At 65.4% G+C, this 18662-nt stretch carries 17 protein-coding genes; 14 read left to right on the top strand and 3 right to left on the bottom strand.

Going from position 1 to position 18662, the window contains the following annotated elements; all coding sequences use genetic code 11:
* Nucleotides 1-21 precede the first annotated feature (21 nt).
* Nucleotides 22-888 carry a YicC/YloC family endoribonuclease gene (locus tag FZ938_RS02875; RefSeq protein ID WP_149197155.1) on the bottom strand — a complete coding sequence of 289 codons (867 nt, stop codon included), beginning with the start codon at nucleotides 886-888 and terminating at the stop codon, nucleotides 22-24.
* 142 nt (nucleotides 889-1030) lie between these two features.
* On the opposite strand from FZ938_RS02875, the gene FZ938_RS02870 reads away from it, so the two are divergent.
* Nucleotides 1031-1792: an SDR family NAD(P)-dependent oxidoreductase gene (locus FZ938_RS02870; RefSeq protein WP_149197154.1), complete on the top strand. Its 762-nt coding sequence runs from the start codon at nucleotides 1031-1033 to the stop codon at nucleotides 1790-1792.
* A gap of 10 nt (nucleotides 1793-1802) precedes the next feature.
* Here the strand turns inward: FZ938_RS02870 and FZ938_RS02865 are convergent, their stop codons facing one another.
* Both FZ938_RS02865 and rnd read right to left on the bottom strand, forming a co-directional pair.
* The gene (locus tag FZ938_RS02865; RefSeq protein WP_149197153.1) at nucleotides 1803-3089 is read right to left on the bottom strand and encodes an EAL domain-containing protein; all 1287 of its coding nucleotides are present in this window, start codon (nucleotides 3087-3089) and stop codon (nucleotides 1803-1805) included.
* 283 nt (nucleotides 3090-3372) lie between these two features.
* The gene (rnd, locus tag FZ938_RS02860) at nucleotides 3373-4563 is read right to left on the bottom strand and encodes a ribonuclease D (protein ID WP_149197152.1); all 1191 of its coding nucleotides are present in this window, start codon (nucleotides 4561-4563) and stop codon (nucleotides 3373-3375) included.
* A 343-nt stretch (nucleotides 4564-4906) separates the two neighbouring features.
* On the opposite strand from rnd, the gene aspS reads away from it, so the two are divergent.
* The 13 genes from aspS (at nucleotide 4907) to lpxA (ending at nucleotide 18659) form a co-directional block, all read left to right on the top strand.
* A complete protein-coding gene (aspS, locus tag FZ938_RS02855) occupies nucleotides 4907-6733 on the top strand; it encodes an aspartate--tRNA ligase (protein WP_149197151.1) in 1827 nt (608 codons plus the stop codon).
* Nucleotides 6734-6974: 241 nt separating this feature from the next.
* Nucleotides 6975-7757 carry a 30S ribosomal protein S2 gene (gene rpsB, locus FZ938_RS02850; protein ID WP_109155550.1) on the top strand — a complete coding sequence of 261 codons (783 nt, stop codon included), beginning with the start codon at nucleotides 6975-6977 and terminating at the stop codon, nucleotides 7755-7757.
* 133 nt (nucleotides 7758-7890) lie between these two features.
* Complete coding sequence (tsf, locus tag FZ938_RS02845; protein WP_149197150.1) at nucleotides 7891-8823, top strand: translation elongation factor Ts; 933 nt, start codon at nucleotides 7891-7893, stop codon at nucleotides 8821-8823.
* Nucleotides 8824-8889: 66 nt separating this feature from the next.
* Entirely contained in the window at nucleotides 8890-9645 is a 756-nt protein-coding gene (gene pyrH, locus FZ938_RS02840; RefSeq protein ID WP_149197149.1) for a UMP kinase, read from the top strand.
* Between the two features lie 4 nt (nucleotides 9646-9649).
* Complete coding sequence (gene frr, locus FZ938_RS02835; protein ID WP_012974236.1) at nucleotides 9650-10207, top strand: ribosome recycling factor; 558 nt, start codon at nucleotides 9650-9652, stop codon at nucleotides 10205-10207.
* Nucleotides 10208-10213: 6 nt separating this feature from the next.
* Nucleotides 10214-10954 (top strand): isoprenyl transferase, encoded by a 741-nt coding sequence (locus FZ938_RS02830; RefSeq protein WP_149197148.1) that lies wholly within the window; start codon nucleotides 10214-10216, stop codon nucleotides 10952-10954.
* A gap of 19 nt (nucleotides 10955-10973) precedes the next feature.
* Nucleotides 10974-11786 (top strand): phosphatidate cytidylyltransferase, encoded by an 813-nt coding sequence (locus tag FZ938_RS02825; protein ID WP_246457470.1) that lies wholly within the window; start codon nucleotides 10974-10976, stop codon nucleotides 11784-11786.
* On the top strand, nucleotides 11777-12985 hold the full coding sequence (locus FZ938_RS02820; RefSeq protein ID WP_149197146.1) for a 1-deoxy-D-xylulose-5-phosphate reductoisomerase: 1209 nt from the start codon (nucleotides 11777-11779) through the stop codon (nucleotides 12983-12985). The genes FZ938_RS02825 and FZ938_RS02820 overlap by 10 nt, the downstream gene beginning before the upstream one ends.
* 36 nt (nucleotides 12986-13021) lie before the next feature.
* On the top strand, nucleotides 13022-14155 hold the full coding sequence (gene rseP, locus FZ938_RS02815) for an RIP metalloprotease RseP (protein ID WP_149197145.1): 1134 nt from the start codon (nucleotides 13022-13024) through the stop codon (nucleotides 14153-14155).
* Between the two features lie 78 nt (nucleotides 14156-14233).
* A complete protein-coding gene (bamA, locus tag FZ938_RS02810; RefSeq protein ID WP_425529364.1) occupies nucleotides 14234-16522 on the top strand; it encodes an outer membrane protein assembly factor BamA in 2289 nt (762 codons plus the stop codon).
* A 1-nt stretch (nucleotide 16523) separates the two neighbouring features.
* On the top strand, nucleotides 16524-17168 hold the full coding sequence (locus FZ938_RS02805) for an OmpH/Skp family outer membrane protein (RefSeq protein WP_109155557.1): 645 nt from the start codon (nucleotides 16524-16526) through the stop codon (nucleotides 17166-17168).
* 217 nt (nucleotides 17169-17385) lie between these two features.
* Nucleotides 17386-17868, top strand: coding sequence for a 3-hydroxyacyl-ACP dehydratase FabZ (gene fabZ / locus FZ938_RS02800; RefSeq protein WP_109151386.1), 483 nt, complete (start codon nucleotides 17386-17388; stop codon nucleotides 17866-17868).
* A complete protein-coding gene (lpxA, locus tag FZ938_RS02795) occupies nucleotides 17865-18659 on the top strand; it encodes an acyl-ACP--UDP-N-acetylglucosamine O-acyltransferase (RefSeq protein WP_149197143.1) in 795 nt (264 codons plus the stop codon). Before fabZ ends, lpxA begins: the two co-directional genes overlap by 4 nt.
* Nucleotides 18660-18662: the final 3 nt, after the last annotated feature.

Here is an 18662-nt window from a genome sequence, read left to right as displayed (position 1 = left end):
GCGCTCACTCGCTGTTGCCAGTTATTCGATGTTCTGGACCTGCTCGCGAAGCTGCTCGATCGAGGCTTTCAGCGACAGGCCGATGCGGGTCAGTTCGACGTCCGCCGACTTGGAGCAGAGCGTGTTGGCCTCGCGGTTGAACTCCTGGCACAGGAAGTCGAACCGGCGGCCGATGGCCCCGCCCTCCGCCATCAGGTCACGCGCGGCCTGGATATGGGCGCGCAGCCGGTCCAGCTCCTCGCGCACATCGGCCTTGCCGATCAGGATCGCCGCCTCCTGCGCCAGCCGGTCTTCCGACAGGGCGGGGAAGGAGCCGAGGATCGCGGCGACCTGGGCGCGCAGCTTCTCGCGCAGCGCTTCCGGTTGGGTGGAGGCGCAGGCCGACGCCGCCTCGACCAGCCGGGCGATCTCGTCGAGATGGCCGTTCAGAACCTCGGCGATGCGGGCGCCCTCGGCGAGGCGGTTGACCACCAGCTGGTCGATCAGCTTGGCCAGTTCGCCCTTCAGCACCGATTCGACACGCTCGCGCGCCTCGGTCTCGTCCTCTTCCACCGGCTCGATGATGCCGCGGACCGCCAGCAGCGAATCCAGCCGCGGCGGGGCGGCCCCGGCCCCCTCGATTTCCCGCGCGATCTCCAGCACCTGGGCGAGAAGCTCGCGGTTGATGCGCAGTTGGGAGACCGCCTGGGCGCGGTTGACGGTCAGCGTCAGGTTGACGTTGCCGCGGGCCAGCCGCTTCGGCAGCTCGGCACGCGCCACCGCCTCGACGCTGTCGAATCCAGATGGCAGGCGGCAGCGCAGATCCAGGCTGCGGCCATTGACGCTCTTGGCCTCGAAGGTCCAGGAATAGCCGTCGCCGTGCCCGTCGACGCGCGCGAAACCGGTCATGCTGGCAATGACGGGGCGATGGGCTGGCAAAGGCGGCCTCTTTTGAAAAGCGGTGTCGATTTGTGTCGTGCTTATAAACGCGACATCACCCTACAACAAGCTTCGGCGCCACACGGCAGCCGGCGAACAGGGCGGAAACTCCATGAAACAGCCGCGATCCATCGTCATCACCGGCGCTTCCAGCGGCATCGGCGAGGCACTGGCTGTCCTCTACGCCGCGCCCGGAGCAGCCCTCGCGCTGACTGGCCGCGACTCCGCGAGGCTGGAGGTGGTGGCCCAGCGTTGCCGCACTGCCGGCGCCGATGTGGAGACGGCGGTGATCGACGTGGCCGACCGCGCCGCCATGGCCAACTGGCTGGCGCGGGTCGATGCCGCGACGCCGGTCGATCTGCTGATCGCCAACGCCGGCATGTCGGCCGGCACCGGCGACGGCGGTGAGACGGAGGAGCAGGCCCGGCGCATCCTGGCGGTGAACATCGACGGCGTGCTGAACAGCATCCACCCGGTGCTTCCGGCCATGCGCGCCCGGCGGCGCGGCCAGATCGCCATCATGGCGTCACTGGCGGGATTTCGCGGACTTCCCGGCGCGCCGGCCTATTGTGCCAGCAAGGCGATGGTCCGGGTCTATGGCGAGGCGTTGCGCGGCGATCTGGCCGGGGAGGGGATTGGCGTGTCGGTGATCTGCCCGGGCTTCGTCAAAAGCCGGATGACGGCGGTCAACCGCTTTCCCATGCCGTTCCTGATGGAAACCGACGCTGCCGCCCGCGTCATCCGCCGTGGACTGGAACGCAACAGGGCGCGAATCGCCTTTCCCTGGCCGATGATGGCCGCGGTCTGGCTGCTGGCCCTGCTTCCCCCGGCCTGGACCGACGGTCTGTTGCGGCAGGCGCCGCGGAAGCCGTAACCCGCTGGCTTCAATCGACCTTGGCGTGCGCGATGGCCTCGCGGACACTGACGCCCTTGCGCATGATGTTGTCGACCGCGCGGCCCTGGACCAGATTGATCCCCATCTTGTGGGCATAGACCAGGCTGGTCACGCTGTCGCAGCGCGCCAGGATGAACTTGCAGCGGTCCTGCTCGGCGATGCGGTCGCGGAAATACTTCTCGAACTGCGGGTCCATCTCCAGCATGTCGTTGGACCAGAAGATCTTGGCATAGTCGGCGTTCAGATATTCCAGATCGAAGTTCGTCACCCAGAACGGGTTCAGCCCGTCCACCGCGATCTGGTACCGGCGGTCCTGCGCGAACTCCACCACCTCGTTGAACAGCGATAGATTCTCGATCAGGTCGCCCTTCGACACCTCCAGCACCACCTGCCCGCGGAAATCGATCGGCAGCCGCTCGTCGAATTTCACGAATCCGGTGGAGATGACGGTCGACAGGTTGATGTTGATGCCGATCCGCCGCCCGCGCATGAAGCTCAGGCCATGGTTCAACGCACGCAGAACCGACTGGTCGAGATTGGCGGTGAAGTAATTGAACAGCCACTTGTTGGCGGTGATGTCGTAATCGGGGCACAGCCGCTCCTGGAGCAGCTTGATGGAGATGTAGAGTTCATAATACTCCATCTCCGCATCGCCGCCGCCAATGTTGGCGATGCCCTGGTTGAACAGGAAGGGCGACAGATCGAACATCTGCATCGAGCGTTCGAGCTTGCCCAGTTCTTCCAGCGTGATCGGCGGCTTGGTCTCAGTGACGTGTTGCCCGGTTTCGCTCGCCTGCAGTTCTTCGATGAAACGGATGACGTTGATGAAGTTCAACGCCAGTTCCATGATCGAATAGAGCGAATATTCCTTGTAGGGGTTCGGCCCGGTCAGCGTCGTCTTCGACAGGAAGACCTGTTCCACCGTCTGGCAGACGTCGGTGACGCCCGTCAGCTTCAGCCCCTTGTAGAGGATGATGACGTCGCCGTTGGAGATGTTGAAGGACTGCAGATAGGACGCCTTGGTCGCCAGTTCCTGGATGATGGAGCGGACCATCATCTGGCTGGTCGGATCGCGGTCCTTCAGCAGCGACAGATGCATGTGGATCAGCCGCATGCCCTGCAGTTCGTTCTTCGCCGAGCGCAGCAGGTTCAGGAGCTTGTCGTTGTCGAAATCCGGCTTCTGGTCCTTGGCGGCGGCGACGGCGGCCTGCTTCTCCGTTGTGGAAAGCCGGACACGGTCCCGTCCAACCGGTGGTCTGCCGCCAAACCTGCTCATACCTTGCTCACTCCCACAACAAGCGTCGCGCCTGCCAACCACCCAGTCTCCGGCCGCTCGTTGTTCGGCAGCCTTTTTCTTTCCGTCCGGGCGTTTTCGCCCGGCCGACTCCGGCGGCCCGTGAACCGGCCGGGCATGCCCGATCCGTCCGATCCTACGAAGCCGAACCGATCTTAACGGTAACTTTCTTTAAAAAGCCCTTAAGGCTAAAGTCCGGGCGCAGGAGGCACCCGGATCGCCGCAAAAGGCGCCGCAATCATCGAAGCGACGCCATCCGAAAAGGTCAAGTTTCGGATTCGGCCGAATCGGTCGACTGGCGCGGTTCGCCAGCAGGAACGATGCGGACGCGACGGTCTATGACCGCAAGGCCGATCTTTCCGTGCTTCAGCGCAAGCGCATCATTGCCGAACAGTTCGCGCCGCCAGCCCTGCATCGCCGGAATCTCTGCCCGATCATCGGCCGCCAACGCTTCCAGATCGGCCGAGGACGCCACCAACTTCGCCGCGACATTGTTTTCGTCGCACTTCATCTTCAGAAGCACGCGCAGCAATTCGACGATCGGTTGCAATCCGGGCGGCGGTTCCTCGCGTGGTTCGACGCGGGGCAGGGCGCTGTCCGGCAGGTCCAGCCCGGCCTGTACCGCGGCCAGCACGTCGGCACCCTGGCGCCCCTCGGCGAAGCCGCGGCCCAGTCCGCGCGTGCGGGCAAGATCGTCGACGGTGGTCGGCGCATGGGCCGCGATCTCCAGCAGCGCCTCGTCGCGCAGCACACGGGACCGCGGCTGGTCGCGGCGCTGGGCCTCGCGCTCGCGCCATGCCGCCAGCTCCTTCAGGATGGCCATGAAGCGCGGCTTGTTGGTCCGCACCTTCAGCCGCATGTAGGAGCTTTCCGGATCGACCTGATAGGTCGCCGGGTCGGTCAGGATCGCCATCTCCTCTTCCAGCCAGTGCGAACGGCCGGAGCGGGCGAGGCGGCGCTTCAGCTTCTCATAGGCCGGGCGCAGATGGATGACGTCGGACAGGGCGTAGGTCAGCTGCCGGTCGGTCAGCGGCCGGTGCGACCAGTCGGTGAAGCGGCTGGACTTGTCGATGCGGGCGCCGGCCAGCTTGGTCACCAGCGTCTCGTAGCCGACGCTCTCGCCAAAGCCGCAGACCATCGCCGCGACCTGGGTGTCGAACAGCGGATGCGGGATCTGGCCGGACAGGTGCCAGAAGATCTCCACGTCCTGACGGGCGGCGTGGAACACCTTCAGCACCGACGGGTCGCTCATCAGCGCGAACAGCGGCGCCAGGTCGATGCCCTCGGCGAGCGGGTCGATTGCGACCGCGCCGTCGGGCCCGCCGACCTGCACGAGGCACAGTTGCGGCCAATAGGTCTTTTCCCGCAGGAACTCGGTGTCGACCGTGATGTACTCGGCCCCTGCCAGCGACTGACAGAAGGCCTGAAGGGCGTCGGTTGTCGTGATGAGCGTCATGGTTGCTTCATACACGACCAAACGGGTGCTTGAAAGTCCGCCGACGCGCGGAGGCGATGCGCGTTGCAAAAGGACAGGCCGGGCGGGCGGCCGGCCGGATTTTCCCGCTCCGCTTATCCCACGGCGACGGCGGTGTTAAACTGTGGTCCGGCAGCCGGCCTGCCGGCGGATTGAACGGTTGAACAGGGTGGCCCAGGATGTTTCATGCTGTTCCAAGCGTTTCATCCGGGCACCCGCCGCACTGCGCTGCACCCTATCGCGGCTTGACTTTCGCGCGCGTCCGGTGTGGTGTGTCGAACCGCTTTTTCCGCCGGAATCCGCCCTTTTCAAGGTGTTTCGACCCATGCACCCCTACCGCACGCACACCTGCGGCCAGCTTCGTGAAGAGAATGCCGGTGAAACCGTCCGCCTGTCGGGCTGGATGAACCGGAAGCGCGACCATGGACAGTTGCTGTTCATCGACCTGCGCGACCATTACGGCCTGACGCAGTGCGTGGTCGATACCTCCAACCCGGCCTTCGAGGTCGCCAACCGGCTGAAGCTGGAATCGGTCATCACCGTCACCGGCAAGGTGGTGAAGCGCACGGCCGAGACCATCAACGACAAGCTGCCCACCGGCCGCATCGAACTGCAGATCGCCGAGCTGACCGTCGAAGGCGAGGCGGAGCAGATCCCGCTGCAGGTCAACCAGGATACGGATGCCGGCGAGGACGTGCGCCTGCGCTACCGCTTCCTCGACCTGCGCCGCGAGCGCATCCACGAGAACATCATGCTGCGTTCGCGCGTGATCGCCTCGGCGCGCCGCCGCATGATCGACCAGGGCTTCACCGAGTTCCAGACGCCGATCCTCACCGCCTCCTCACCCGAGGGCGCGCGCGACTATCTGGTGCCCAGCCGCAACCATCCCGGCAAGTTCTACGCCCTGCCGCAGGCGCCGCAGCAGTTCAAGCAGTTGCTGATGGTCGCCGGCTTCGACCGCTACTTCCAGATCGCCCCCTGCTTCCGCGACGAGGACGCCCGCGCCGACCGCAGCCCGGGCGAGTTCTACCAGCTCGATTTCGAGATGTCCTTCGTCACCCAGGAAGACGTCTTCGCCGCCATCGAGCCGGTGCTGCACGGCATCTTCGACGAGTTCGGCGGCTTCCGGCGCGACTCGAAGCCGGCCATCGACGGCCTGCCGTTCCGCCGCATCTCCTTCGCCGAATCGATGCTGAAGTACGGCAACGACAAACCGGACCTGCGCAACCCGCTCGTCATCACCGACGTGACCGAGGTGTTCAAGCGCGACGACGTCGAATTCCGCGCCTTCAAGCAGACGCTCGAAAAGGGCGGCGTCGTCCGCGCCATCCGCGCTCCGAAGGTCTCGGACCGTCCGCGCAGCTTCTTCGACAAGCTGAACGACTGGGCTCGCGGTCTCGGCGCTCCCGGCCTCGGCTACATCGTCATGGAGGCCGGCGGCGGCAAGGGGCCGATCGCCAAGTTCGTGCCGGACGCCGCCCAGGCCGCCTTGCGCGAACTGGCCGGTCTCGAGGACGGCGACGCGATCTTCTTCGTCTGCGACCAGCCCGGCCCGGCGGCCAAGCTGGCCGGCCTCGCCCGCACCCGCATCGGCGAGGAGCTGGACCTGATCGAGAAGAACGCCTTCCGCTTCTGCTGGATCGTCGACTTCCCGATGTACGAGCTGGATGAAGAGACCAACAAGGTCATCTTCAGCCACAACCCGTTCTCCATGCCCCAGGGCGGCCTGAAGGCTCTGGAGACGATGAACCCGCTCGACATCAAGGCCTATCAGTACGATATCGTCTGCAATGGCGTGGAGCTGTCGTCCGGCGCCATCCGCAACCATCTGCCGGAAGTGATGTACAAGGCCTTCGAGATCGCCGGCTATCCGCCGGAGGAGCTGGAAGCCCGATTCGGCGGCATGCTGAGCGCGTTCAAGCTGGGTGCCCCGCCGCACGGCGGTTCGGCTCCGGGCATCGACCGCATCGTCATGCTGCTGGCCGATGAACCGAACATCCGCGAGGTCATCGCCTTCCCGCTGAACCAGCGCGCCGAGGATCTCCTGATGCAGGCCCCGGCGCCGGTGGATACCGCCCGTCTGAAGGAGTTGCACCTGAAGCTCGACCTGCCGAAGCCGAAGGTCGCCGCACCGTCCGCGCCGCAGGCGTAAAGGAACTTTCACCGGTCCTTGGCGGTTTGCTGAAAAGGCCATCCGGACGCTGGTCCGGGTGGCCTTTTTCCTTGTCAACATGCGCGTGCGGGGCTATGTAAGCGCCGTCGTCAAAACCTCACGCGGGCTGGCGGACCCTCGGTTTTACTCCGATGGCCCGATCCGGTGTCTTCAGCCATGGTTTCCATGCGCTGTCGACAATGCCCGCGGCGGAGCAACCGGAAAAAGGGATTTTTTCCACATGACCATGCCCACCTTCACCATGCGCCAGCTGCTGGAAGCCGGTGTCCACTTCGGTCACCACACCCGCCGCTGGAACCCGAAGATGAACCAGTACATCTTCGGCGTGCGCAATGGCGTGCACATCATCGACCTCGAGCAGACCGTCCCGATGCTGCACCGTGCCCTGCAGGCCGTGCGTGACGTCGTCGCCGGCGGCGGTCGCGTCCTGTTCGTCGGCACCAAGCGCCAGGCCCAGGAGCGCATCGCCGAGGCTGCCGCCAAGTGCGGCCAGTACTACGTCAACCACCGCTGGCTCGGCGGCATGCTGACCAACTGGAAGACGATCTCCCAGTCGATCAAGCGCCTGCGCGAGATGGAAGAGCGTCTGGGCGGCGACACCTCGGGCCTGACCAAGCGCGAAGTGCTGGAGCTGACCCGCGAGCGCGACAAGCTGGAGCGTGCGCTGGGCGGCATCAAGGAGATGGGCGGCCTGCCGGACGTCATCTTCATCATCGACACCAACAAGGAGTCGATCGCGGTCAAGGAAGCCAACAAGCTGGGCATCCCGGTCATCGCGGTCCTCGACAGCAACTCCGATCCGGACGGCGTGGCCTTCCCGATCCCCGGTAACGACGACGCCCTGCGCGCCATCGAGCTGTACTGCGACCTGACGGTCGGCGCCGTGCTTGACGGCTTGCAGGCCGAGATGAGCGCCGCCGGCATCGACGTCGGCGCCGCCGAGGACGCCCCGGCCGAACAGCTGCCGGAGGAAGAGACCGCCGCCGAGACCGCCCAGGCCTGACCCTGACGGTTCAAGGGCAGCCGGGCCTTATGACCTATGGCCCGGCTGCCTTTTTTATGGGTTGCCACCCGTTTTGACTTTGTGACTCAATCCGATCCGCCTGCCGGATCGCTTGGAAGGAAGAGGGCGCAACATGGCCGAGATTACCGCCTCGCTCGTCAAGGAACTGCGCGAGAAGACCGGCGCGGGCATGATGGACTGCAAGAAGGCGCTGAACGAGACGCAGGGCGACCTCGAGGGCGCCGTCGACTGGCTGCGCAAGAAGGGCCTCGCCGCCGCCGCGAAGAAGTCGGGCCGCGTCGCCGCCGAGGGTCTGGTCGCCGTCGCCACCGCCGGCACCAAGGGTGCCGTCGTCGAGGTGAACGCCGAGACCGACTTCGTCGCCCGCAACGACAAGTTCCAGGCTTTCGCCGCCAAGGCCGCCGAGCTGGCGCTGACCTCTGCCGGCGATGTCGAGGCACTGAAGGCCGCGACCTATCCGGGCACCTCGCACACCGCCCAGGACGAGCTGACCAGCCTGATCGCCACCGTCGGCGAGAACATGAACCTGCGCCGCGCCGTCACCCTGTCGGTCTCGGCCGGTGTCGTCGTCAGCTACGTCCACTCGGCCATCGCGCCGGGCCTGGGCAAGATCGGCGTCCTGGTCGCCCTGGAGTCGACCGGCGACACGGCCAAGCTGGCCGATCTCGGCAAGCAGATCGCCATGCACATCGCCGCCGCCCGTCCGGACGCGCTGGACATCGCCGATGTCGACAGCTCGTCGCTGGAGCGCGAGCGCAACGTGCTGGCCGAGCAGGCCCGCGCTTCGGGCAAGCCGGAAGCCATCATCGAGAAGATGGTCGAAGGCCGCGTCCGCAAGTACTACGAGGAAGTCTGCCTGCTGGAGCAGACCTATGTGATCGACGGCGAGACCAAAGTCCGCAAGGTGGTGGAGAACGCCGCCAAGGATATCGGCGCTCCGGTCAAGGTCACGGCCTTCACCCGCTTCGCGCTGGGCGAGGGCATCGAGAAGGCCCAGTCGGACTTCGCCGCCGAAGTCGCTGCCGCTGCCGGCGGTCAGGGCTGAGACCGGTAAGGTCGAACGCTTAGGTCCGCACGCCGCATTCCGAAACAGCAAGGGAGCGTTCCCCCCATGGTCGAAACCACCGGGACCACCGCGCCGGCCGAGGGCGTCCGCTATAAGCGCGTCCTCCTCAAGGTGTCGGGCGAAGCGCTGATGGGTCAGCGCGACTATGGTCTGGACCCGGAGATGGTGAACCGCATCGCCAACGAGGTGAAGGCGGTCATCGCACTCGGCGTCCAGGTCAGTCTGGTCATCGGCGGGGGGAACATCTTCCGGGGTGTGAAGGGTGCGGCGAACGGCATGGAGCGTGCGTCGGCCGACTATATCGGCATGCTCGCCACCGTGATGAACGCGCTCTCGATGCAGAGCGCGCTCGAACGGATGGGCGTCAGCACGCGGGTGCAGTCGGCCATTCCCATGTCGACGGTCTGCGAGCCCTATATCCGGCGCCGCGCCGTCCGCCACATGGAAAAGGGCCGGGTGGTGATCTTCGCCGCCGGCACCGGCAACCCCTTCTTCACCACCGACACCGCCGCGGCGCTGCGCGCCTCCGAAATGGGCTGTGACGGTCTGCTGAAGGGCACGCAGGTCGATGGCGTCTACACCGCCGATCCGAAGAAGGATCCGTCGGCCCAGCACTACGAACGCCTCACCTACATGGATGTCCTGACCAAGGACCTGCAGGTGATGGACGCTTCGGCGATCGCGCTGTCGCGCGAGAACCACATTCCCATTCTGGTCTTCTCGATCCACACGCCCGGCGCCTTCGCCGAAGTGATGCAGGGCCGTGGCAAGCACACCATCATAACGGAAGAAAGGGAGTAGGCCCGTGGCTGCGCCCGACCTATCGGATCTGAAGCGCCGCATGGAAGGCGCGCTTGACTCGTTTCGCAAGGAACTGGGCGGTCTGCGCACTGGCCGCGCCTCGTCCAATCTGCTCGAACCGGTGATGGTGGAGGCCTATGGCAGCCGCATGCACCTGCGCGAGGTGGCGACCGTCTCCGTTCCGGAGCCGCGCCTGATCTCGGTGCAGGTGTGGGACCGCGGCATGACCAAGGCGGTCGAAAAGGCCATCCGCGACAGCGGCCTGGGCTTGAACCCGCAGGCCGAGGGGCAGGTCATTCGTGTGCCGCTGCCCGATCTGACCCAGGAGCGCCGCGCCGAACTGGCGAAGGTCGCCCACAAATATGCCGAGCAGTGCCGTGTCGCCATCCGCAACATCCGTCGCGACGGCATGGACGGCCTGAAGAAGGCCGAGAAGGCCAGCGAGATCACCCAGGACGAGCACAAGGTCCAGGCGGACAAGGTGCAGGTGCTGACCGACCAGCACATCAAGCTGGTCGACGACTCGCTTGCGCAAAAAGAAAAGGAAATCATGCAGGTCTGATCCGGAATGCGCGACGCGGACGACAACCGGTCCAACACGGCCCCAGGGCATGTCGCCATCATCATGGATGGCAACGGGCGCTGGGCCAAGGCGCGCGGCCTGCCGCGCACCGCCGGGCACAAGAAGGGCGTGGACGCCGTCCGCCGCACCGTGGAGGCGGCGCGCGAACTTGGCATCGGCACTCTGACGATCTTCAGCTTCTCCTCGGAGAACTGGCGCCGGCCGGAGGAAGAGGTCAGCGACCTGATGGGTCTGCTGCGCTTCTACCTCCGCAGCGAAGTCGCCGAACTGCACCGGGCGGGCGTCCGCCTGCGGGTGATCGGTGACCGTACGCGACTGTCGGAGGACATCAACCGGCTGATCGACAATGCCGAGGGCCTGACCCGCGACAACCGGGTGATGACGCTCGTGGTGGCACTCAGCTACGGCTCGCGCCTGGAGATCGTCCATGCGGCTCGCCGGTTGGCGGAAGAGGTGGCCGCTGGGCGTCTGGCGCCCGAGGCCATTGACGAGGACGCGCTGTCGGCGCGGCTCTACACGGCCGACATACCCGACCCCGACCTGATCATCCGCACCAGCGGCGAGAAGCGGATTAGCAATTTCCTGCTGTGGCAGGCGGCCTATGCCGAGCTGGTCTTCGTCGATACGCTCTGGCCCGATTTCACCAAGCGCGATCTGGAGGCGGCGATTGAAGAGTTCCACCGACGGGAACGCCGCTTCGGCGCCACCACCGCCGGGTCCCGCTGACACGCCGGATTCGCTCGCAGTGCCGGCCAAGCCATCCAGGGCGGGGGACCTCAAGGTTCGCGTCCTGTCGGCATTGGTCATGGCGCCGGTCGTGCTGGGTGCCGTCTGGATCGGCGGCTGGGTGTTCCATGCCCTGATCGCCTTCGGATCGGTGGTCGCCGTATCCGAATGGACCAGCATCGTTCCGAGCGCCCGCCGCTTGCCGGCCCGCATCATGGCGGCGATCGGCATCATCGTCGCGTTGATGGCGCAGATCGCCGCCGGTCCGGCCGCCGGGCTGGGGGTGGCGGCAGCTTTTGCCGTTCTGACCGCCATAGTCGGTGGCGGCGCCGACCGCAACCTTCTCGGGTTTGGCGTGCTGTATGTCGCTGTCGGCATGGCCGGCCTGATGTGGCTGCGTGATCTGCCGGAGTCCGGGCTGTCTCTCTTCCTGTTCGTCCTCATCGCCATCTGGGCGACCGATATCGGGGCCTATGCCGCGGGCCGCAGCATCGGCGGGCCTAAGCTGGCGCCGCGCATCAGCCCCAAGAAGACCTGGGCCGGCCTGATCGGCGGCATGGCATCGTCGGCCCTGTTCGGCTGGCTGGTGGCTCTCGCCTTCGGAACGGCGCGTCCGGACATCGCTTTGGCGGTTGGCGCGGCCGTCGCCGTGGTCGGGCAGGCCGGCGACCTGTTCGAATCGGCGGTCAAGCGGCGCTACAATGTGAAGGACAGCGGCCAGCTCATTCCCGGGCATGGCGGCATCCTCGACCGCATCGACGGGCTTCTGGCCGCGGCCCCGGTGCTGGCCCTGTTTCACGCGGCCGTTGGATCGGTTCTGTCATGGTGGTGAAAGCGGGGGCGGGGCCTGATGCGCCGCGCAGCGTAACGATCCTCGGGTCGACAGGCTCGGTCGGAACGCAGACCGTGGACCTCGTCTCCCGCGATCCGGAGCGTTTTCCGGTGGAGGCGCTGACCGCCAACCGCAACGTCGCTCTGCTGGCTCAACAGGCCCGGCAACTGAACGCCCGATTGGCCGTGGTCGCCGACCCCGCAGCCTATGCCGAGTTGAAGAGCCTTCTCTCCGGCACCGGCATCGAGGTCGCGGCCGGGTCCGAAGCGGTTGCCGCGGCGGCGGAACGTCCGGCCGACTGGGTGATGGCCGCCATCGTCGGCGCCGCTGGTCTGGAGCCGACCCTTGCCGCTGTCCGGCGTGGCGCCATCGTCGCCTTCGCCAACAAGGAGGTGCTGGTCTGCGCCGGCGCCCTGATGATGGAAGAGGTGAAGGCCCACGGCGCGACGCTGCTGCCGGTCGACAGCGAGCATTCCGCCATCTACCAGGTCTTCGATTTCGACCGCACCGACAGCATCGCCCGACTGATCCTGACGGCGTCCGGCGGTCCCTTCCGCACCAGGGATCGCGCCTTCATGGCGGCTGCGACGCGGGAGCAGGCGGTCGCCCACCCGACCTGGGACATGGGCGCCAAGATTTCGGTCGACAGCGCGACGATGATGAACAAGGGGCTTGAGCTGATCGAAGCCCACTTCCTGTTCGGTATCCCGGAAGAGCGCATCGACGTGCTGGTCCACCCGCAGTCCGTCATCCATTCGCTGGTGGAATATGTCGACGGCTCGGTCCTGGCGCAGCTCGGCACGCCCGACATGCGCACGCCGATCGCCTATGCGCTCGGCTGGCCCGCCCGCATCGCCACGCCAGCGGAGCGGCTCGATCTGGTCAAGGCGGCGACGCTGACCTTCGAGGCTCCTGATCCCCAGCGTTTCCCCGCACTTCGACTGGCCCGGGCCGCCTTGCAAAGCGGGGGGGGCGCTCCTACTATACTCAGTGCCGCCAACGAGGTGGCCGTCCAGGCGTTTCTCGACCGCCGGATCGGCTTCCTCGACATCGAACGGATCGTCGAGGAGACGTTGACGGCGTTGCCCCACCGCCCGCTGCGCGATCTCGCCGCCGTGCGGGAGGCCGACGCGGACGCGAGGCGGGATGCCGCCGGCCGCGTGGCGGCGATCGGTGCGACGGCGGTTGGCAGCCGATGATCCGCGTTCGAGGCGCTGGAAGGCGCAAGGGTTGATATGGACGTTATCGGCGGTTTCTGGACCTCGGTGCTGGCCTTTCTGCTGGTCCTCACCGTGCTCGTCTTCGTGCACGAGCTTGGTCACTATCTGATCGCGCGCCGCAACGGCGTGCGGATCGAGACCTTCTCCATCGGTTTCGGACCGGAACTGTTCGGTTTCACCGACCGGGCGGGCACGCGCTGGAAGTTCAGCGCGCTGCCGCTCGGCGGCTATGTCAAGATGTTCGGCGATGCCGATCCGGCCAGCACGCCAGGCGCCCATCTGACCGCCATGTCGGCGGAGGAGCGCGCGGTGTCTTTCCACCACAAGCGGGTGGGGCAGCGCGCAGCCATCGTCGCGGCCGGACCGATCGCGAATTTCGTCTTCTCCATCGTCGTTCTATCCCTGCTGTTCATGACCGCCGGCCAGTCCTTCACCCCGCCGGACGTCGGTGGCATTCAGCCCGGCAGTGCGGCGGAACGCGCCGGCATCCAGCCGGGCGATCTGATCCTGTCGGTCGATGGTACCGGGGTTCAGCGATTCGAAGAGATCCGGCAGATCGTTTCGATCCGCCCGGGCGAACCGCTGGCCATCGAACTGAAGCGTGATGGGCGGGTGATGACCCTGACTGTCACACCGGAGTCGCAGACGGTCACCGACCGACTCGGCAATGCTCACCAGATCGGTCTGCTCGGGATCAGCCGCGGCAGCGTCGGCATGATGCGTCATGACCCCCTGACCGCCGTCTGGCAGGCGGGACGTGAAGTCGCAGGCATGATCACCGGCACCTTCACCGCATTGGGCCAGATGGTCCAGGGATCGCGCGGGACGGAGGAGTTGGGCGGCCCCCTGCGGATCGCCCAGATGTCGGGCGAGGTGGCGCAATCCGGCTGGTATCCGCTGGTCTGGTTCATGACTTTCCTGTCTGTGAACCTGGGCCTGATCAACCTGTTTCCGGTGCCGATGCTGGACGGCGGCCACCTGCTTTTTTACGGCATCGAAAAGCTTCTCGGCCGGCCGCTTGGAGCGCGAGCGCAAGAATACGGTTTCCGAATTGGATTGGCCTTGGTATTAACGCTCATGGTCTTCGCCACGTGGAACGACCTTGTTCAATTGCGCGTGGTCGATTTCTTCCGGGGACTGGTTTCCTAAAACCAGCCCCTTGCCAGGGAGCGTGATTTGCCGGTGTCGAGCAAAGTTCTGGTGGCGGGCCTGATGGCCGGCTGCGCCATGACGACGGTGTCTGTCGCCCTCGCCCAAACCGCCGCCTCGCCCGGTCGGGCCCCGGCGGTCACCGGGTCCACGGTCAGCCAGGTGTTCAGTGGCGGTACGGTGCGCGACATCCGGGTCGAAGGCACCCAGCGCATCGAACCCTCCACGGTCCGCTCCTACCTGACCGTCCAGCCCGGCGACCCGTTCGATCCCGACCGGATCGACCAGTCGCTGAAGTCGCTGTTCAACACCGGCCTGTTCGCCGACGTCGTGCTGAAGCGCGAGGGCGATACGCTCGTGGTCACGGTGGCGGAGAACCCGATCATCAACCGCATCGCGTTCGAGGGCAATCGGCGCATCGAGAAGGACACGCTGGAGAAGGAAATCCAGTTGCGTCCCCGCGTCGTCTATACCCGGACCAGGGTCCAGTCCGACGTCCAGCGCATCCAGGAGATCTACCGGCGGCAAGGCCGATTCGGTGCGACGGTCGAACCGAAGATCATCCAGCTCGACCAGAACCGTGTCGATCTGGTGTTCGAGATCAATGAAGGCGTGCGCACCGGCGTGCGTGGCATCACCTTCATCGGCAACGAGCATTTCTCCGACGGTACCCTGCGCGAGAACGTCCAGACCAAGGAATCCGCCTGGTGGCGGTTCCTGTCGTCGGATGACAATTACGATCCGGATCGCCTGAACTACGATCGCGATCTGCTGCGCCGCTTCTACCTGAAGGAAGGCTATGCCGATTTCCGCGTCGTGTCGGCGGTCGCCGAACTGACTCCGGACAAATCGGATTTCTTCATCACCTTCACCATCGAGGAAGGCGAGCGCTACAAGTTCGGCAAGGTCGACATCAAGACCTCGCTGAAGCAGCTCGACCCTGCGGTTCTGCAGAACAGCGTCACCACCACCGAGGGCGACTGGTACAATGCCCAGAAGGTGGAAGACACCATCACGAAGCTGACCAGCGCGGTCGGCGATCTGCAGTACGCCTTCGTCGATGTCCGTCCGCGGATTTCGCGCAATCGTGAAACCCACACCATCGACATCACCTACGAGATCAACGAGGGGCCGCGCACCTTCGTCGATCGCATCGATATTTCGGGCAACGTCCGGACGCTCGACAAGGTGATTCGCCGCGAGATGCTGCTGTCCGAAGGTGACCCCTTCAACGCGTCGAAGCTGAAGCGGTCGGAGCAGCGCATCAAGGATCTCGGCTTCTTCGAGCGCGTGAACATCACGACGTCGGAGAGCAGTGCGCCGGATCGTACCGTCGTCAACGTCGACGTCGCTGAGCAGTCCACCGGTGAAATCTCCATCGGTGCGGGCTTCTCGACCTCCGACGGTCCGTTGGGTGACTTCTCTATCCGCGAACGCAATCTCCTCGGCCGCGGTCAGGATCTGCGTCTGGGCGCCACGCTGTCCGGCCGGCGCCAGTTGTACGATATCTCCTTCACGGAGCCGTACTTCATGGACCGCGACCTGTCGGCCGGTGTCGACGTCTTCCGGACGCGCTACAACTACCAGGACGAAAGCTCGTTCAACGAGAAGAACACCGGCTTCGCCCTGCGCCTCGGCTATCCGCTAACCGAGCGCCTTCGCCAGCGCGTTTACTATCAGCTGCAGGACACGCTGATCGAGGAAGTGCCGACCACGGCGTCGAAGTACATCCAGGAGCAGCGCGGTGAACGTCTGACCTCGCTGATCGGACAGGAACTGACCTATGACGTCCGCAACAGCAAGCTGACGCCGACCGAGGGCTACTTCGTCCGTCTGACCAACGACATCGCCGGTCTCGGTGGGTCGGTGCGCTTCCTGCGGAACAAGCTGGCTGCCGGTTACTATCTGCCGCTCGGCGAGGACCAGTGGGTGCTCAGCACCACCGGTGAAATCGGCTACATCCACGGCCTCGGCAAGAAGGTCGATCTGGGCGACCGCTTCTTCATCGGCGGCGACACCCTGCGCGGCTTCAACACCGCCGGTATCGGCCCGCGCGACATTTCGACCGGCGACGCGCTGGGCGGCACGCGCTATGCCCGCGCCTCGGTGGAAATGAGCTTCCCCTTCGGCCTGCCGGAGGAATTCGGTCTGCTTGGCCATGCCTTCACCGATGTCGGCACGCTGGGCAAGGTCGATATCAGCGATCCGAACGTGAAGGATGACGAGAGCATCCGCGTCTCCATCGGCACCGGCGTGTCGTGGAAGTCGCCGTTCGGCCCCATCCGGCTCGATGTCGCCCTGCCGATCCGCAAGGAAGGCTACGACAAGAAAGAGCTTATCCGCTTCAGCTTCGGAACCAGGTTCTAAGATGCAATCCACCCTGTCGAAGACGCCGTTCCGCGTCGCCGCCCTGTCGGCCGTTACGGCTGCCGGTCTCCTCTTTGCCGCGACCTCGGCCATGGCCCAGGCGGCTCCGGCCCAATCGGCACCCAAGACCGACGCCCCGAAGGCCGAAGTCCCGGGTCCGGGTGCGGAGCTCAAGGCGCCTGTCATCGCCGTGATCGACGTCCAGAAGATCATGCAGGAATCCGCCGCGTCGAAGGGCATCACCAAATCCTTCGAATCGCTGCGCGATTCCTACCAGAAGGAAATTTCCGCGCTGGAGGACAAGCTCCGCAAGAACGAGGACGAACTGCGCAAGCAGCAGACCGTCCTGTCGCCGGAAGCTCTCGCCAACAAGCGCCGCGATTTCGAAAAGCAGGTCGCCGACGTGCAGAAGACGGTCCAGAACCGCAAGCGGGCCCTGGAGACCAGCCTGAACGAAGCGATGGCCGTCGTTCACAAGACGATGGTCGAGGTGGTCGCCGACATCTCCCGCGAGCGCGGCGCGAACCTCGTTCTGGCCCGCCAGCAGTTCGTTCTGGTCGACACGCAGCTCGACGTCACCGACGCGGTAATGGAGCGCGTGAACAAGAAGCTGCCGCAGGTCGCACTGAACGTCCCCAAGCAGTGATGCTTGTCTGAACAGGGCCGTCGCCGTCCCGAGCGGGGGGCGGTGACGGCCCTGTTCCGTTTCTGGGTTCGGCGGTTGCGGTCGCCGCGGAAATGGGGCAAGAAGGCGGAGCAAACAATAAGGCACCGGTGTTCCTTATCCGGGCGGCGGTGCCCGTTCCCCTGAAAACAGGGAATACTGAACTCTATCGGTTGGTGGAAAGGCGGGCGGCCGGGCAATGGACGTGACGGCGGACAACAACGCGCAAAGCAATAAGATCGACGACATCGACATCATGCGGATCATGAAGATGATCCCGCATCGCTACCCGATCCTGATGATCGACCGGGTGATCGATGTGACGCTGGGCGAAGGCGCTACCGGCGTGAAGAACGTCACGATCAACGAGCCTTTCTTCCAGGGCCACTTCCCGTCGCGCCCGGTCATGCCCGGCGTGCTGATCATCGAGGCGATGGCCCAGACCTCCGCCGTGCTGGTCGTGGCGACCCTGGGTCCCGACGCGGAAGGCAAGCTGGTCTATTTCATGACCGTCGACGAGGCGCGCTTCCGCCGCCCCGTCACCCCTGGCGACACCATCCACATCCACGTCACCAAGCAGCGTCAGCGCGCCAACGTGTGGAAGTTCAAGGGCGAGGCCAAGGTCAACGGCGTCCTCGTCGCTGAAGCCGTCTATTCCGCCATGATCCTGGACGAAAAATGACCGTGACCATCCATCCGTCCGCCATCGTCGATCCCGCGGCCAAGCTGGGGGAGGAGGTCAACATCGGCCCCTTCTGCGTCGTCGGTCCCGACGTGACGCTGGGCGACGGCGTTCGGCTGGTTTCGCATGTTGCTGTCGACGGGCGCACTAGCATCGGCGCCGAAACCGTCATCTATCCCTTCGCGTCCATCGGGCACCGGCCGCAGGATCTGAAGTTCCATGGCGAACCGTCGGAACTCGTCATCGGCGCCCGTAACCAGATCCGCGAACATGTTACGATGAACCCGGGCACCGAAGGCGGCGGCATGATCACCCGCGTCGGTGACGACGGGTTGTTCATGATGGGCTCGCACGTGGCCCACGACTGCATCGTCGGCGACCATGTTATCATGGCCAACAACGCCACTCTGGGCGGTCATGTCACGCTGGGTGACTATGTCATCATCGGCGGACTGTCGGCGGTGCGCCAGTTCGTGCGCATCGGCTCCCACGCCATGATCGGCGGCATGTCCGGCGTCGAGAACGACGTGATTCCCTTCGGCCTGGTCATGGGGGACCGCGCCCGCCTGGCTGGCCTGAATCTGGTCGGCCTGGAGCGCCGCGGCTTCAAGAAGGACGACATCCACGCGCTGCGTGCCGCCTATCGCATGCTGTTTGGTCCGGAGGGGACCTTCGCCGAGCGGGTGGATGAGGTCGGTCGCGATTTTGGCGGGCGTGCGCTGATTTCGGACGTTCTCTCCTTCATCCGGGCCAAGGAAGCCCGGTCTCTCTGCCAGCCGCGCGAGAGCTGAGGC

Origin of the sequence: Azospirillum oryzae (genome assembly GCF_008364795.1) — a bacterium.
Lineage (GTDB): Bacteria > Pseudomonadota > Alphaproteobacteria > Azospirillales > Azospirillaceae > Azospirillum > Azospirillum oryzae.
The sequence above is the reverse complement of the archived record's forward strand: the minus strand, read 5'-3'. Positions and strand labels throughout refer to the sequence as shown.